A 13,431-nucleotide genomic window follows, 5' to 3' on the forward strand; every position below is an offset into this window, starting at 1 on the left:
CCTTTTTCTGTAATTTCCCCTTAACACATGTAATTTAGTATAATGATATGACAAACAACCATTAATTTCTATAACTACAACCTATAGGGATGTGGTTACAAGGGATAAAATATGAAAATAATCGAATATAACAATGAGGTCATACGTTATGGGGAAATTATTCTACGCAGTAAAGGTGGGCCGGGAGCCTGGAATCTTTCGAAAACAAAAACAAGCCCTAAATCAGGTGCGTGATTTTTCTAGAGGAGAATGGTGCCGATTCCCTACGTTTGAGCAAGCTGAGCAATATCTTCGGGAGTCTGTATGCAACATCGACTATGATTGGTTAATTCGGGAACGTAATAAAAAGTGGTATCGGAAAAAGGTCTCCTTTGAAGAACTTTCCTTTTTTGATGAATTAGCCCTAACTCAAGAATACTCCAATGAAGAAGAAACGATCATAGCCTATACGGACGGTTCAGCTTATAAAGATTACGCTGCCTATGGCGTTGTAATCGTAAAAGATCAACAAGTCATACACCAAATATCAGGAATCAAACGAATACACAACCAGAAGTCCATGTCCTTAATTGCTGAAATCCTAGCTGTTGAAGCATCAGTTCAATATGCTATTGAACAACAAAAGAAAAAGATCGCGATATTTCACGATCTCTCCACTTTAGGCCTCGCAGCTTATGGTCAAGTTCATATTAACACGATCCTTTACCGTGATTACCAACAATTTATCACTGAAGCCCTACAACATATTGATATTCACTTTGTAAAAGTTAAAGGGCATAGTGAGAATCCATATAATAATTTAGCCGACCAATTAGCTAAAGATTTAATCAATAAGAAGAAAAAGAAATGAATGGTTTTGATAAGATAAAAAGAGGGTCCCAACTTCGCGTTGGAACCCTCTTATCTCTTTAATTAATAAATGAACCCTGGTCGGGAGATAATCACCAATAAAATGTAAAGCACCAAGATAAACCCAATTGACTGTCCTAATCCTCCTACAACTGCACTCATGACTGAATTCCTCCTTTTTCTGTTAATCTAATATATCTTATGAGAGGGCAACGGCAAAGGTATGTGCTAACACCCATTCACCGTAAATTCAAGCATTCGCCTATAGATTAATTCATCTTCTTTTTAATATTATTGATCTGCTTTTGACTAACACCTGATTTCATTAACATGGAGATCATCCCTAAGGCTGAACCCATTCCTCCTGATGCAATCTTTTTAAAATTTTTGACGAGACGATTTAATTCTTCGTCACTAAATTTCTGTCCAGATTCCTTTCCCGCTGCTTTCAAAACCTTCCTCAAGGTTTTTTCATCCGTTAGCTTATCAGGTGGGACACTTTGCACGAGCTTAATAATCGTATTAATATCCATAAAAACCTCACTCCTATTATCGTATTGACTTGATATTTTATGTCAACCGGACAGGTGAGGTAATAGAGCAAAGACACAATTTAGAAAGAATCATGAAATTCTTCCAACAGGTAATGATATGAAAATAAAGTACCTTGTAGAAAGGGGAAGTACCACAATGAATAACAATCAAATTCGCGAATTTTTAACGGATAAGAATTGGGTAGAACCTCATCACGATTCAAGATTTATTCACCCTCACCATCCTTATGTCATTATTAATGCAGGCGACGAGGGTCAAGTTACCTTAAGAGAAACATCCGATCACGGGCAAAATGGTGAGGAAATCTTTACCTTTTATTCCTTAGACCAATTGCAAGGATGGTTTGAGAATAATATTGGAGAATAAAAAAACAGGGGCTTGATTATCCCCTGTCCTTCTCTTCCTCTATAGGTAGATCGACTCCTGTAATGTGAAAACCAGCATCTACATAGATCGTCTCACCCGTAATTCCTGAGCCCCAATCACTCAGTAGCAATAGGGATGCTTTCGCCACTTCATCGACCGTTGCATTTCTTCTTAATGGAGAGTGAGCAGCGGTATGCTCTATGAGTTGATTGAATGCTCCAATTCCACTTGCGGCCCTTGTTTTAATCGTTCCAGGTGATAAACAATTCACTCGAATACCTTCCCGACCAAGATCCGCGGCTAAATAGCGGACATTGCTTTCTAAAGCCGCTTTTGCTACGCCCATAATGTTATAATTCGTAACAACACGCTCCCCTCCCATATAGGAAACGGTCATGACCGCGGCATCTCGATTTCTCAACATGTCTAGAGTTTCTTTCAAGACCACATTTAAGGAGAAGACCGAGATCAGCATAGAATCCATAAATCCTTGCCTCGATGTTTGAATAAAGCGTCCTTCAAGTTCCCCTTTTTTGGGCCCTCCTGCTACAGAGTGGACGATAAAATCCAGCTCCCCCTCAAAATGCTCTCGAAGTTTCCCCATAACCACCTGAACACTATCTTCTCTTGTAACATCCATCTCATGATAGAACTTGGATCCGATAGACTCAAACAAGGGCTGTACAAAGCGAAGCGTCTTCTCATTCTGATAGGTAGAAGCCAATTCCGCCCCTTCTTCCCAACACTTTTTGGCGATATGCCAAGCAATGCTGTGCTCATTCGCAACTCCGAGAACAAGACCCTTCTTCCCTTGCAATAACTTATTCATCGGTACTTCCTCATTTCTATAATTTTACTCTTCTCCCATTTAATCATAACCTATGACTGGGGGAAAGTCGTTTACAAAATGGACAAAAAGCTTTGAACGTTTAATGAACATGTTTACTGGCTCATTTTCATTTCCTTAATTAGCCATTATGATTATTCTATATTCCCTTGTTATTCTATTACAAAAGGAGCTCAGAACATGTCGGATCCTACCATTCTCATTACAGGATTATTTGCTACCGTGTTTCTTGCCTACAAGCTCGGCAGAAAAGATAAATATCTTCTTTTGCACTCTATTTTCTTTGGTTCAGCCATGATGATTTTACTTTGGCAATCACTTACTGCATCCAACGTTCAACCTTTATTCGAATATCTTATGTTTACGTTAATCACTCTCTCCTTCCTGCCACTACTCGTATGGTTTAAGAAAACAAAAAACATAGCTTAGGCTTTATGGTCCATCCATTTGCCTAGGTTTTTTTGTTTCCATTTTAAAAAAAGGGTTGAATTTTACTTTTGGTATACAATATACTAAAAATAAAGAGAATTATTATCATACGAGGAGGTACACCATGCTATTACAAAAGGAGCAACAAAAAAAAGAAAGACAATTCTTTATCGACGGAATTAATCTATATGGAACAGAAGATGAAAAAGAAGCGTTAGAAGCTTATTTGATTCAACAGGACGTTGTTAAGCGTATGGAAGAATATTATGAGACTCTTCGCCGCGGACACGCCCGAGTAAGTGAATTCTTGGTTACTGGTGGAAAACGCTTCAAGGCAATTAATCTAGCAGAAATGAAAGAGAAGTATGATGAATTGCTTGAAGAACACCGTGCGAAAGAAGAAAGATTGAAGAAAAAGTTTGAAGCGATCCTCTTTGCTACGGATACCGAGAGAGAAGCTGATATCAAACTTCTTCAACATGCCTATAAGAGTCTTTAAACGATTTTTTTAGCTTTTCCTTTGCATTCCCCAGCTTAAACCGTATATGATAAGCATACTACGTCAACAGCAGAAAGAATGCAGGTGAAGCAAATGGAAATGAAGAGAAAAGGAGAATGGCTGGAGATCAACATCCCGGCAGAATGGAAAGACTCCACCATCGAAGATGTCCTTCTGCAAAAGTGGCAAGCACCAAAAGGACTACTCCACCAATGGAGGATGGACAAAGGGGTTAGGGTAAATGGGGAGACTGTCCGTTGGAGCCATCCCCTCCAAGCAGGTCAACGGCTTCAGGTACACTTGTTCAAGGAAGAAGATTACGGGGTGGTACCGGAGTATCTTCCCCTAGAGCCTTTATATGAGGATGATCATCTCCTCGTCATAAACAAGCCGGTAGACATGGACACCCATCCAAACCAAGAACATCAGGGGGGGACCTTAGCCAATGCGGTAGCTTATCATTGGCAAGTGCAAGGTCTAAGCACGAAGGTACGGCATATTCATCGCCTAGACCGTGATACGACGGGGGGTGTCATCTTTGCCAAACACGCCTTGTCTGGTGCCATGCTTGATCGCATGCTGAGCGCCCGAGTGATCAAACGAACTTATGTTGCCTTTGCGCATGGTCTTTTAAAACAGCAAAAAGGTAAGATCGACCAACCGATCGGTCGTGACCGTCACCACCCCACCCGACGTCGTGTTTCAGAACGTGGAGATCAAGCGATTACTCATTTCCGATTGATAGAGCTTTTTCGAGACCATCATCTCTCTCTCGTAGAACTACAGTTAGAGACAGGTCGCACACATCAAATCAGAGTCCACATGAGTCACATTGGTCATCCTTTGGTTGGTGATCACCTTTATGGCGGCAAGGTTCATTTATTCCCCAGACAAGCCCTTCATGCAGGACGTATAGAACTCCTACACCCGCTTACTGGGCAGAACTTAAATATTACGGTTCCTTGGCCTAATGATTTGCTTGATCTTCTAAATAAAGTAAAAACCTACACAAACAAATAAAACAAACTTGCCTCCCCTGCTACAGCAAGGGAGGCAAGTTTGTTTATACCTTATTTAGCTCCGTTAATGATAAACAGATGCTCGTTTCCAAGTATCATGTTGAAGACAAAGTAAAGGATCGGGAACATTAGTATTACAAAGAATATAAGAATAAGTTTAGGAAGTCCATCAAATTGATTCTCCGGCTTGTTCGATTGTAATTTAGCCAATGTGATACACCTCTTTTCTACGACTGTTTACAAGAGTACTTTATCACATTTTTATGGTTAATACGGAGAATAACCGAAAAAGTTATTACAATTTGGTGAACAAGGCCCTTTAAGCCCAATTATCTATTAGCATAAGCAGTTCTTCGTATTCATGTCGCTCCATGCACTGAAGAGGTTCTAATTGTTGTGTTTTCACCATTTCGTGCATCTGGGCAGATAGTTTCTGGAGTACTTCTCTTGCTCCGAGTTGATTCGTTTCCTGATCAGACATTACCAGAGCTTGTAAAGCTTTGATCATACTACGGCTGCCTTCTGAGTCACCAGAGAGGATCTGTTCCCATAGAGATTCGTACAATTCCCCAAAATCCTGAGGCTCCATCATACTAAAACATCCTCCTTCTCATACAGATGTCCATAGTATAATAATTATTTACCTATTTTAACCTCGCCCGTCCAATTTAACATTCCACCGACCATATTGTACATGTTCCGATAGCCCATGGTAGAAAGATATTCGCAAACTTTTCCGCTTCGATTCCCGCTGCGGCAGATAAAGACGGTTTCCTTCTCAGGGTCTATTTCACTTTTTCTTATATCGAACTGGCTTAGAGGAATTAAGGTGACCCCTTCGATATGTCCAGCCTCATACTCTTCAAGCTCACGTACATCAATAAACTGAATATCCTTTCGTTCCTTAAGTAACTGTTCCACCTCTTGTGGAGTTAGATCCTTCCAACCTTTATCTTGCATCTCATTCATTCTCCCTTCTTAAACTATCTATTCCTTGTTCATATGACCCTTCTGCTCGTACATCTTCTGATCTGCTACACGAATAAGCTCCCGCAGCTCCCTTCCATCCTCGGGGAAGACAGATGTCCCTATAGAGATTGTGATCATCAACTCCATATCTTGAGCCAGCCTATGTACATCCTCTCTTATTCGATCAAGAAAAGCCTCCGTCCCTTCACGATCTGTAAAAGGAGCAATAATTAAGAACTCATCGCCACCCCAACGAGCCACGATGTCACTTGTACGCACTTGAGAAGTTAGAATGTGGGATAACCTCTGCAATACTTGATCTCCCACTTCGTGACCATAGCTATCATTAATGAGCTTAAAATTATCTACGTCTACAACCGCAAGACTCAGAGTTTCCTTCCTTCGCACGACCATAGCCATTAATTTAGGGAGTACATCATGGATAAACCTTCTATTGTAAATTTCCGTTAAGACATCCTTCTCAGACAAAAATTTTACTTCATCATATTTTCTCCCTAATCCCCACCCAATAACCATAAAAACCGGAAGGAGCAGAAGCGCCAACGAGTCTACTCTCTCTATTCGCCAATAGAGGTACCCATTCATTGAGATTGTTAACAGCAAAGATAAAAGAAGACCGAGTATTCTCCCCGAATATCCCATTTACATTGCTCCCGTTCATAGAGGAATGATACTAAAAACTTTACAATATATATATGTAAGTTTCCAGTCAATAACTCTCTATCCACAGAAAAACAATAGTTATAAGCGCATTAAGTAATAATACATGAACAAACCAATGGACAGAGTTCCAAGGACGACAAACCCAACAAATGTCCATATCACCCATTTTGTCTCATTGTTATTTTTCAATTGCTCATCCCTTTGATTAGGATTCATCTTAAGTCCTCCTGCCAATTAACGTATGACTTTAAGTATTTCCATTCTCTCATATCCCTCTGGATCTAGCAATCACGCAGCTTCTACTATCCTATCCAACCTTTCTATCCATGAAACATTGCATCTCCCTTACCAACTTAATCGTGAATAAAGATTAACTCTCCATCCACATTAGAATCTACTTTTAGATTGAGATCATCAAAATACCACAGATCACTTTCCTCTATGTAAAAGGTTATCCCCTTCTGCACTACCTTTTCTACAGGTCGATTCGGAGCTTCCTTCACAACTCCTAAGGAGTATCCCGCTTGGACTGTACTACACCCTCCGTAACGAGTATAGAAGCGAATATAATCGCCAGGTCCTGCATTCATTTCATCTTTGAACCATTCCATCGCTCGATCTGTTACGGTTATTTTCACTTACCTCACCTCCATGCCTCTTATCATAACACCAAATAACAACCTTATCCTTCATTGGAATCTCATGTGAAAAAAAGTTATGATAAGGAATATACGATATTAAAAAAGGAGGCTTCCCCAATGGAATGGACAAACCCTAGTCAACTCCCCTCGATCATGCAAAAAGAGTGGACAAATCAAACTGTAAGAGTTACTTATACCCAATGGGAGGACGAAGATTTAGAAGCAGATGAAGTTATGTCAGAGTGGGACGCCCAACTCATCTCATGCACAGTCTCCGATAACCGAAACCATGAGTTAGACGGAGTATTTGAATTTCGAACAGGAGACGGTGAGGAAATTATAGAAATTGTTATGGACTTTCCTCCTGATGGAGAGGATGTTATCGCTGTTCAAGAAGGACCAATCCTTCGAATCTTCGGGAATGAAGCCACCCTGTATCTACAAAAAAAATAGGAGGAGTTTTATACTCCCCTATTCTTCTACTGCCACTTTCCAATACCATGGTTCCCCAATTATAATGCGATGAGTTCTAATCGTTCCCGGATTAAACTCAACAACATGTCTGGTCCCTTCTAGAATCAGTCCCTGTCGGTTAGGCTCCAGCCTTTCTTCTAATCCGATAACCAACCCTTTTTCATTCAAGTAAACGACATCGATAGGGAACCTCATCTGGAAGGTATGGATCGCCGTAGCACCCATGAGAAACAATCCCTTTCCAGCGGTCGTTCTTCCCAATACTCCCCTCATTAATTCTTCCTTCGTTAGGGCTAGCTCCATCGTACGGAAGAAGCGCCTGTGGCGATAAACATGTATGATTTTCACCACACCATCCCCTACACATTATTGCAGTACAGTTGTTCTTTATCGTATTCAAAAATGATGTCTTTGTTCCTACCCGTGCACATAAAATAAGGGAAGGAGGTGTCAACGTCATGTTGCAATTGCCATTCCGGTATGCCCTATCAGCTGCCTATGCCAAACTCATCATTGAGGACGTCATATTGGCTGCGCAGGGTTTGGCTTCTGCGGGTTGGTATAACCTGCTGGTATTCGCAGACCCTGTCTACCGCTGGGTTCGCCAAGTGCGAAGTCAACAGCTCCATCAATGGCAATCGAGAGAGGTCGCTGAATATGTACAAAAAGAGCTAGGTCCAGATGATGATGCCGAACGGATCGTTAAAGAGGTGTGTGTTGATTTTAAGCTTGGAGAAGTTAGAATTATTATGTGGAATCGAATGAATGCGGGTTATGTGTTTCGAAGAATTTATCTGCCTTTGCATTGGCGGGACTTCTTGAATGAGGAGGAGCTAAAAGCGATTATCGGGCACGAATTGGGCCATCAAAAAATGGGGACAGATAGTATGGTTCCCTTGCGTTTAGTAAACAGGATGGGGGATGAGCTCCTTTTTACCATGTTGCCAGTTCATACGACAGGTTATTTCCTCGTACTGATGTCTATTATATCAGAAAATATCTCCTACCTGAAACTGCTCTCCCTTACCTTCCTTTATCGTCTCGTCCACTATATCATCGAAAATTACTTCGCTCGAAAAGATGAATATACCGCAGATCAGTATGGAGCAAAAGCGGTCAATCCTGAGACAATGAAAAAGGCCTTAGCCAAGATTGATCTCAGGGCAAGAGGAGAAATTTTACAGCACTTGCCTTATCTCCCCCACATTAAGCAGTATTATTATCAATGGTTATTAAAAAAAGACAAAGGAACTCTGCGAGAAGCCTTACTCGATCATCCCTTTCTGGGCAAGAGGTTAGAGGCTCTAAGTTCAAAACAGGGTTAAAAAAATGGAGCTGCTTCTTCAAAAAGAAAAGCAGCTCTCCCACTTTTAAGCTTGATTCATAGTACAGTCAGTCGGTTCAGGAATATGCACTGCAACAATATCCTCTATGGATACGGTAATGAGTGGATTCGTTTCATTTGGGGAGTGATCAAGAAAAGTGAGCTGACCTTTGTCCATCTCACTCAGGGTCCCCATAAACTGATGTTCGTCACTCAATTCAACGGCGCCAAACACTTGCTGTTCCAACATGAATTGCAACTTTTCGTCAATATCCATCTTCTTGTCCCCTCCTTATCCTACTTATTACCATTTCCTCAACCTTTCTTCTTATTCAGTAATCTAATTTCCTTCCGCCAACTCAGATAGCTCTGTCCATCTCTCAAGAGCTTTATCTAATTCCTGTGCTACCTTTTCTTGTTCCTCCGACAGTGCTGATAACTGCTGATAATCCCCACCGGATTCGTTAATTAAAGCAAGCAACTCTGCACTTTTCTCCTCTAAGAGAGCTATTCTCTCTTCGATCTGTTCAAACTCTTTTTGTTCTTTAAATGACATTTTCTTTGGTTTCGGGCTAACTACACCCTGAACGATCTCTTGCTTAACTTCTTTTTTCTCTTGCTTTTGCACAGCATCTTCCGCTTTTTTCTTCTCCAGATATTCCGTATAATTGCCGAAGAACGGATAAAGCTTTCCCCCGTCGCCGAAGTAAAACAGATGATCCACCGTCCGATCCAAGAAAAAACGGTCATGCGACACAATGATAACTGCACCCGGAAATACGTCTAAATAATCTTCTAGAATGGTCAAAGTCTGAATATCAAGATCGTTTGTCGGCTCATCCAGAAGAAGAACGTTAGGTTGTTCCATCAGAATGCGAAGCAGATATAATCGTCGCTTCTCTCCCCCAGAAAGTCTTGAGATCGTTGTCCATTGAATGGAAGGAGGGAAAAGAAATCTCTCCAACATTTGCGATGCGGATAAAACAGATCCATCTGCACCGTAGATCACTTCAGCGCCTTCTTTGATATAGTCAATGACCTTCATGGAGGGGTCTAAGTTCATACTCTCTTGATCATAGTAGGACAACTTCACGGTTTCCCCACGTTCGATTTGACCCTGATCTGGCATTAGTCTACCTGCGAGCATATTTAGTAGGGTGGATTTCCCCGTCCCATTTTTCCCTATAATCCCTAGTCGATCCGTTGGCAGAACGATATAGCTAAAATCGTCAATGAGTTTTCGCCCATCCAATTGCTTGGTTACTCCCTCTAGCTCGATTACCTTTTTTCCTAACCTGCTAGAGCTTAAGGCTCCTAGATCAATTCGATCCGACTGCTCCTCATATCCAGCTTGCTTCAGTTCGTGAATACGGTCAATGCGGGCTTTTTGTTTTGTTGTTCGCGCCTTTGCCCCTCTGCGAAGCCAGGCGATCTCTCTTCTAAGGATATTTTGACGCTTAGCCTCTGAGGCCGCTAACTGTTCTAATCTTGCTGCTTTTTGATCTAAGAACTGACTATAATTCCCGAGGTATCGGTATAATTGACCCTGATCCAGCTCAACTATCTGATTAACCACCCGATCTAGGAAGTACCGGTCATGCGTAATTAAGAGTAGAGCCCCTCTATACTTAGCCAGATAATCCTCCAGCCATTCCACGGTTTCGTGGTCAATATGGTTAGTGGGCTCATCAAGAATGAGCAGATCTGCAGGATGGATTAATGCTCTCGCCATCGCCACGCGTTTCTTTTGCCCTCCAGAAAGCCCTAAGAGACGATGGGAAAAGGCACGGATTCCAAGACGAGTTAAAATTGACTTGGCATGGGTCTCTAACTCCCATGCGTCCTGCGCATCCATCTGAGGGATTAAATCATGTAGACGCTTCTGTAATCGTTCATTCCCTGGTTGCTCATTCAGTTCCTCTAAGACGAGTTCATATTGATGAACAAGCTTCATAATAGGACTATCCCCAGCAAAAACATAGTCTAAGACGGTCATATCCTCCTCAAACCATGGTTCTTGGGGTAAATATTGCACTTTCACTTGATTGCCCACAGCTATTCTTCCTTGATCAGGAGGAACTAGACCAGCGATAATTTTTAGGAACGTAGACTTACCTGTCCCGTTGACTCCAATGATGCCGATTTTCTGACCCGCCTCAATGCCAAAGGTGACATCTTCTAATAACGGTTTAATACCAAATGATTTAGAAATAGATTCCATCGATAGTATATTCATAGATTAACACCTGTTTATTTGAATTTTTTCTCTATCATAACATAAACGACATAAAAAATAGGCGTACACATGGTTTCCATTTCAAACCGCGGCACACCCATTCGAATATTAATCTGTAAAAAATTCACTGAAGTGATAGTACCTGTTGTACCTGAGGCAACTGTTGCAGCCTAGATAGAAGAGACTGCGGGATCTCTTCATCCGTAAGTGACACAAGCAATGCTGATTTCCCTTTCTGCTCACGTGAAACATTCATACTAGAGATGTTAATCTTATTCTCAGCCAATACTCTGGAAACATCATGGATCACACCCGGGTAATCCTGATGATAGACAAGAATACCATGGGAATTTGGAGTAATTCGGCAGGTGTAATAATTAATTTCACTGATAAACATTCCCTGATGATCCTTAGAAAAGGTATATTTATTGCCCCCAATTTCTAAGATTGCCAGTTGATTCATGTATTCCCCAGAACTCGTTTCAATGCGAACCTTATGCTCCCTTGAAGGTCCCACTAAGCCTTCTACCATATGCCTCGCGATCTCTTCCCGATGTTCATGAGTCAGAATCATGAGCTTAGCGCCTTCCATTTGAGCTTCAATGTTTCTAATCAAACTTGTTAATTGTTGTAGTCCAGAAAAATCGGTCATGGGCATACCTCTACTTTCTCCTCATCAATCTGTGGTTTCCCCATTACCATTTTATGTGGAATCCGAACATTTATCAACTAAAAAGGGCGTTTTCTAAATTCCTAATGATTAATGTTCGGATTTCACACCAAAGGAAGAACTTTAATGACCGCATCACCTTCTACTACTTTCTTATCATATTGATTAGAGATCGTAGTTTGTAATCTTAAGGTAGAGGTGTCTGGTTCCCATTCTGTTATGACTGCCCTAATATGAATTTCATCATTGACTTTTAACGGTCGTACAAATTTTAAACTCTGCTCTAGATAAACAACATAATGCGTACTGGTATCCACAATCTTTGTTCCTAGAAGAGCAGATAAATAACTTGCACTCAACATGCCGTGCGCTATCGGCTGCTTAAAGATCGTTCGGCTGGCATACTCTTGATCCGTATGGAGCCGATTATAATCACCAGATAACCTAGCAAATTCATGTATAATTTCATCTCTTACCAATTCATCATAGCTAAATGTTTGGCCAATAGTAAACATGCTTACCCCCTCAAATGGATAAATATTCTAACCTTTATCCACTTTGCCATAGAGCAAGCTCTATTTACAATGAATTTTTTATTTTGCTTTTGTAAAAAGTCTACCTGTAGCCTTTTCCCTTTAAATCATGTTGTATTTGAAACCAATCCTTCACGCGAACGACCCCAGCTGGCAGCTTCGCTTGATTATAAGGAGTATCCAAAAGATATACGGGAACCTGTAAGCTATCCCATATTTGCAACGCGTTCTCCAGGCGATCCTCTACCATAATCTTTACCTGGTGCTCCTCTATTGCAGCCAACTTGTCATGGGAACCTGTACAGACGATTTCACGAACCGGAAAACCATGGTCGATGAGCCACCGCTTTGTTAAGTCCATATATTCCTTGTATCGCGCTGTAATGTATACAATATTAAAGCGCTCATCTATCCAGTGTAATTGCTGCTTGGCACACAAACGTGGAATCGACTCTTCATAGATGGGCTTACTATGTTGATCAAAAAGATCTGAGAATTCCTTATACTCCATCCCAAAAATTTCGTGTAAATCATATTGAATGATCTGTTCTGGCTTAACTTGAGTGTTCAAGAGCCGGTTCAAATAAGGGAGAAACGAATCAAACTCTGTTAACGTACCATCTATATCAATTCCTAGCGTTAATCTAGACATATTACACACCTCACATAAGCTAAAAATACCTAGAGAAAAAGGGGAGGTCCCACAAGCCCTATACGCTTGTGGGACCTCGCCCTTATAAGGCCTGACTCACCTGCAACACACGGTCCAAAAATTGTTCAATCTCTTGACGACTCTTGCCTTGTCGGCTAACAAATCGAATGAGTTCTCTCCCATTTCGGAAGGCAATAAAGCTAGGAATTCCAAAAACATCTAATTCCTTTCCTAACTCTTCGAATTTATCTCGATTTATTGAGATAAATTCAATTTTACCCTGATACGCTTCTTCTACTTCCGGCATGAAGGGATCAATTCGATGGCAATCCGGACACCAATCTGTGTAAAACTTGGCCACCGTCACCTGATCTTTACCAATTTGCTCCTGCCATTGTTCAAGACTTATAATTTCAACCATAATTCCCTCTCCTTTATCACTCTTCTACTTCTCTTCATCTACTTTTGGAACGTACTTGCGAAGAATCTTCGTCTCTTCCTCTACTTGATTAAATTCACTCGGAGATACAGCTACCCAACGAGGAGGGAGGCGTTTGACTGCTTCCTTCTGTTTATCTTGAGGAGGCAGCTCACCTTCTGTTAAAAGACGTTCCAGCTCTTTTTCTACCTGATCTTTTTCCACATTCATAGAAGCAATTCCTTTCTGTCCTTAGAATAAGAATT

At 41.1% G+C, this 13,431-nt stretch carries 24 protein-coding genes; 7 read left to right on the forward strand and 17 right to left on the reverse strand.

The genetic code is table 11. The features are described from left to right. The first annotated feature begins 148 nt into the window (after positions 1-148). Positions 149-850, forward strand: coding sequence for a ribonuclease H family protein (locus EIZ39_RS11630; RefSeq protein WP_164985044.1), 702 nt, complete (start codon positions 149-151; stop codon positions 848-850). 62 nt (positions 851-912) lie between these two features. Here the strand turns inward: EIZ39_RS11630 and EIZ39_RS11635 are convergent, their stop codons facing one another. Beyond that, positions 913-1,011 (reverse strand): sporulation protein YjcZ, encoded by a 99-nt coding sequence (locus EIZ39_RS11635; protein WP_129200134.1) that lies wholly within the window; start codon positions 1,009-1,011, stop codon positions 913-915. A gap of 107 nt (positions 1,012-1,118) precedes the next feature. Beyond that, the gene (locus EIZ39_RS11640) at positions 1,119-1,382 is read right to left on the reverse strand and encodes a stage VI sporulation protein F (protein ID WP_129200135.1); all 264 of its coding nucleotides are present in this window, start codon (positions 1,380-1,382) and stop codon (positions 1,119-1,121) included. A gap of 157 nt (positions 1,383-1,539) precedes the next feature. On the opposite strand from EIZ39_RS11640, the gene EIZ39_RS11645 reads away from it, so the two are divergent. Next, positions 1,540-1,770: a hypothetical protein gene (locus EIZ39_RS11645; RefSeq protein ID WP_129200136.1), complete on the forward strand. Its 231-nt coding sequence runs from the start codon at positions 1,540-1,542 to the stop codon at positions 1,768-1,770. Between the two features lie 16 nt (positions 1,771-1,786). On the opposite strand, the gene EIZ39_RS11650 is transcribed toward EIZ39_RS11645, so the two are convergent. Continuing rightward, on the reverse strand, positions 1,787-2,599 hold the full coding sequence (locus EIZ39_RS11650) for an enoyl-ACP reductase FabI (protein ID WP_129200137.1): 813 nt from the start codon (positions 2,597-2,599) through the stop codon (positions 1,787-1,789). 198 nt (positions 2,600-2,797) lie between these two features. Here EIZ39_RS11650 and EIZ39_RS11655 point away from each other — a divergent pair, with 198 nt between their 5' ends. The 3 genes from EIZ39_RS11655 (at position 2,798) to EIZ39_RS11665 (ending at position 4,565) form a co-directional block, all read left to right on the forward strand. After that, the gene (locus tag EIZ39_RS11655; RefSeq protein WP_129200138.1) at positions 2,798-3,046 is read left to right on the forward strand and encodes a hypothetical protein; all 249 of its coding nucleotides are present in this window, start codon (positions 2,798-2,800) and stop codon (positions 3,044-3,046) included. Positions 3,047-3,170: 124 nt separating this feature from the next. Continuing rightward, entirely contained in the window at positions 3,171-3,545 is a 375-nt protein-coding gene (locus tag EIZ39_RS11660; RefSeq protein WP_129200139.1) for a hypothetical protein, read from the forward strand. 93 nt (positions 3,546-3,638) lie between these two features. Beyond that, the gene (locus tag EIZ39_RS11665) at positions 3,639-4,565 is read left to right on the forward strand and encodes an RluA family pseudouridine synthase (protein ID WP_129200140.1); all 927 of its coding nucleotides are present in this window, start codon (positions 3,639-3,641) and stop codon (positions 4,563-4,565) included. A 50-nt stretch (positions 4,566-4,615) separates the two neighbouring features. On the opposite strand, the gene EIZ39_RS26605 is transcribed toward EIZ39_RS11665, so the two are convergent. The 6 genes from EIZ39_RS26605 to EIZ39_RS11685 form a co-directional block, all read right to left on the reverse strand. Next, positions 4,616-4,774, reverse strand: a complete 159-nt coding sequence (locus EIZ39_RS26605) for a hypothetical protein (protein ID WP_164985045.1) — start codon at positions 4,772-4,774, stop codon at positions 4,616-4,618. A gap of 109 nt (positions 4,775-4,883) precedes the next feature. Continuing rightward, entirely contained in the window at positions 4,884-5,156 is a 273-nt protein-coding gene (locus EIZ39_RS11670; RefSeq protein ID WP_129200141.1) for a hypothetical protein, read from the reverse strand. 44 nt (positions 5,157-5,200) lie between these two features. Continuing rightward, positions 5,201-5,524, reverse strand: coding sequence for a rhodanese-like domain-containing protein (locus tag EIZ39_RS11675; protein ID WP_240675777.1), 324 nt, complete (start codon positions 5,522-5,524; stop codon positions 5,201-5,203). Between the two features lie 27 nt (positions 5,525-5,551). Continuing rightward, on the reverse strand, positions 5,552-6,196 hold the full coding sequence (locus tag EIZ39_RS11680; RefSeq protein WP_129200143.1) for a GGDEF domain-containing protein: 645 nt from the start codon (positions 6,194-6,196) through the stop codon (positions 5,552-5,554). Positions 6,197-6,295: 99 nt separating this feature from the next. Next, the gene (locus EIZ39_RS26610; protein ID WP_164985047.1) at positions 6,296-6,433 is read right to left on the reverse strand and encodes a hypothetical protein; all 138 of its coding nucleotides are present in this window, start codon (positions 6,431-6,433) and stop codon (positions 6,296-6,298) included. Between the two features lie 137 nt (positions 6,434-6,570). Continuing rightward, positions 6,571-6,855 carry a HesB/YadR/YfhF family protein gene (locus EIZ39_RS11685; RefSeq protein ID WP_129200144.1) on the reverse strand — a complete coding sequence of 95 codons (285 nt, stop codon included), beginning with the start codon at positions 6,853-6,855 and terminating at the stop codon, positions 6,571-6,573. A 120-nt stretch (positions 6,856-6,975) separates the two neighbouring features. On the opposite strand from EIZ39_RS11685, the gene EIZ39_RS11690 reads away from it, so the two are divergent. Beyond that, positions 6,976-7,311, forward strand: coding sequence for a hypothetical protein (locus EIZ39_RS11690; protein WP_129200145.1), 336 nt, complete (start codon positions 6,976-6,978; stop codon positions 7,309-7,311). An 18-nt stretch (positions 7,312-7,329) separates the two neighbouring features. Here EIZ39_RS11690 and EIZ39_RS11695 read toward each other — a convergent pair whose 3' ends face one another. Further along, on the reverse strand, positions 7,330-7,680 hold the full coding sequence (locus tag EIZ39_RS11695; protein WP_129200146.1) for a DUF192 domain-containing protein: 351 nt from the start codon (positions 7,678-7,680) through the stop codon (positions 7,330-7,332). Between the two features lie 110 nt (positions 7,681-7,790). On the opposite strand from EIZ39_RS11695, the gene EIZ39_RS11700 reads away from it, so the two are divergent. Beyond that, positions 7,791-8,657, forward strand: a complete 867-nt coding sequence (locus tag EIZ39_RS11700) for a M48 family metallopeptidase (protein ID WP_129200147.1) — start codon at positions 7,791-7,793, stop codon at positions 8,655-8,657. Between the two features lie 45 nt (positions 8,658-8,702). Here EIZ39_RS11700 and EIZ39_RS11705 read toward each other — a convergent pair whose 3' ends face one another. From EIZ39_RS11705 to EIZ39_RS11735, 7 genes are all read right to left on the reverse strand, one after another. Beyond that, positions 8,703-8,933: a hypothetical protein gene (locus tag EIZ39_RS11705; RefSeq protein ID WP_129200148.1), complete on the reverse strand. Its 231-nt coding sequence runs from the start codon at positions 8,931-8,933 to the stop codon at positions 8,703-8,705. Between the two features lie 63 nt (positions 8,934-8,996). Next, positions 8,997-10,892, reverse strand: coding sequence for an ABC transporter ATP-binding protein (locus tag EIZ39_RS11710; protein ID WP_129200149.1), 1,896 nt, complete (start codon positions 10,890-10,892; stop codon positions 8,997-8,999). A 124-nt stretch (positions 10,893-11,016) separates the two neighbouring features. Continuing rightward, entirely contained in the window at positions 11,017-11,550 is a 534-nt protein-coding gene (locus tag EIZ39_RS11715) for an ACT domain-containing protein (RefSeq protein ID WP_240675778.1), read from the reverse strand. A gap of 116 nt (positions 11,551-11,666) precedes the next feature. Further along, entirely contained in the window at positions 11,667-12,077 is a 411-nt protein-coding gene (locus tag EIZ39_RS11720; RefSeq protein WP_129200150.1) for a MaoC family dehydratase, read from the reverse strand. Between the two features lie 100 nt (positions 12,078-12,177). Further along, a complete protein-coding gene (locus EIZ39_RS11725) occupies positions 12,178-12,747 on the reverse strand; it encodes a hypothetical protein (RefSeq protein WP_129200151.1) in 570 nt (189 codons plus the stop codon). Between the two features lie 82 nt (positions 12,748-12,829). Then, positions 12,830-13,168 carry a thioredoxin family protein gene (locus EIZ39_RS11730; protein ID WP_129200152.1) on the reverse strand — a complete coding sequence of 113 codons (339 nt, stop codon included), beginning with the start codon at positions 13,166-13,168 and terminating at the stop codon, positions 12,830-12,832. Between the two features lie 24 nt (positions 13,169-13,192). Further along, on the reverse strand, positions 13,193-13,396 hold the full coding sequence (locus tag EIZ39_RS11735) for a hypothetical protein (protein ID WP_129200153.1): 204 nt from the start codon (positions 13,394-13,396) through the stop codon (positions 13,193-13,195). Positions 13,397-13,431 lie beyond the last annotated feature (35 nt).

The sequence above is a fragment of the Ammoniphilus sp. CFH 90114 genome (assembly GCF_004123195.1).
Classification (GTDB): Bacteria; Bacillota; Bacilli; order Aneurinibacillales; family RAOX-1; genus YIM-78166.

Coding starts and splice junctions, on each gene's coding strand:
- EIZ39_RS11630 (WP_164985044.1), top strand. CDS start 149: ATGGGGAAATTATTCTACGCAGTAAAGGTGGGCCGGGAGCCTGGAATC.
- EIZ39_RS11635 (WP_129200134.1), bottom strand. CDS start 1,011: ATGAGTGCAGTTGTAGGAGGATTAGGACAGTCAATTGGGTTTATCTTG.
- EIZ39_RS11640 (WP_129200135.1), bottom strand. CDS start 1,382: ATGGATATTAATACGATTATTAAGCTCGTGCAAAGTGTCCCACCTGAT.
- EIZ39_RS11645 (WP_129200136.1), top strand. CDS start 1,540: ATGAATAACAATCAAATTCGCGAATTTTTAACGGATAAGAATTGGGTA.
- EIZ39_RS11650 (WP_129200137.1), bottom strand. CDS start 2,599: ATGAATAAGTTATTGCAAGGGAAGAAGGGTCTTGTTCTCGGAGTTGCG.
- EIZ39_RS11655 (WP_129200138.1), top strand. CDS start 2,798: ATGTCGGATCCTACCATTCTCATTACAGGATTATTTGCTACCGTGTTT.
- EIZ39_RS11660 (WP_129200139.1), top strand. CDS start 3,171: ATGCTATTACAAAAGGAGCAACAAAAAAAAGAAAGACAATTCTTTATC.
- EIZ39_RS11665 (WP_129200140.1), top strand. CDS start 3,639: ATGGAAATGAAGAGAAAAGGAGAATGGCTGGAGATCAACATCCCGGCA.
- EIZ39_RS11670 (WP_129200141.1), bottom strand. CDS start 5,156: ATGATGGAGCCTCAGGATTTTGGGGAATTGTACGAATCTCTATGGGAA.
- EIZ39_RS11675 (WP_240675777.1), bottom strand. CDS start 5,524: ATGCAAGATAAAGGTTGGAAGGATCTAACTCCACAAGAGGTGGAACAG.
- EIZ39_RS11680 (WP_129200143.1), bottom strand. CDS start 6,196: ATGGGATATTCGGGGAGAATACTCGGTCTTCTTTTATCTTTGCTGTTA.
- EIZ39_RS26610 (WP_164985047.1), bottom strand. CDS start 6,433: ATGAATCCTAATCAAAGGGATGAGCAATTGAAAAATAACAATGAGACA.
- EIZ39_RS11690 (WP_129200145.1), top strand. CDS start 6,976: ATGGAATGGACAAACCCTAGTCAACTCCCCTCGATCATGCAAAAAGAG.
- EIZ39_RS11700 (WP_129200147.1), top strand. CDS start 7,791: ATGTTGCAATTGCCATTCCGGTATGCCCTATCAGCTGCCTATGCCAAA.
- EIZ39_RS11705 (WP_129200148.1), bottom strand. CDS start 8,933: ATGGATATTGACGAAAAGTTGCAATTCATGTTGGAACAGCAAGTGTTT.
- EIZ39_RS11710 (WP_129200149.1), bottom strand. CDS start 10,892: ATGAATATACTATCGATGGAATCTATTTCTAAATCATTTGGTATTAAA.
- EIZ39_RS11715 (WP_240675778.1), bottom strand. CDS start 11,550: ATGCCCATGACCGATTTTTCTGGACTACAACAATTAACAAGTTTGATT.
- EIZ39_RS11720 (WP_129200150.1), bottom strand. CDS start 12,077: ATGTTTACTATTGGCCAAACATTTAGCTATGATGAATTGGTAAGAGAT.
- EIZ39_RS11725 (WP_129200151.1), bottom strand. CDS start 12,747: ATGTCTAGATTAACGCTAGGAATTGATATAGATGGTACGTTAACAGAG.
- EIZ39_RS11730 (WP_129200152.1), bottom strand. CDS start 13,168: ATGGTTGAAATTATAAGTCTTGAACAATGGCAGGAGCAAATTGGTAAA.
- EIZ39_RS11735 (WP_129200153.1), bottom strand. CDS start 13,396: ATGAATGTGGAAAAAGATCAGGTAGAAAAAGAGCTGGAACGTCTTTTA.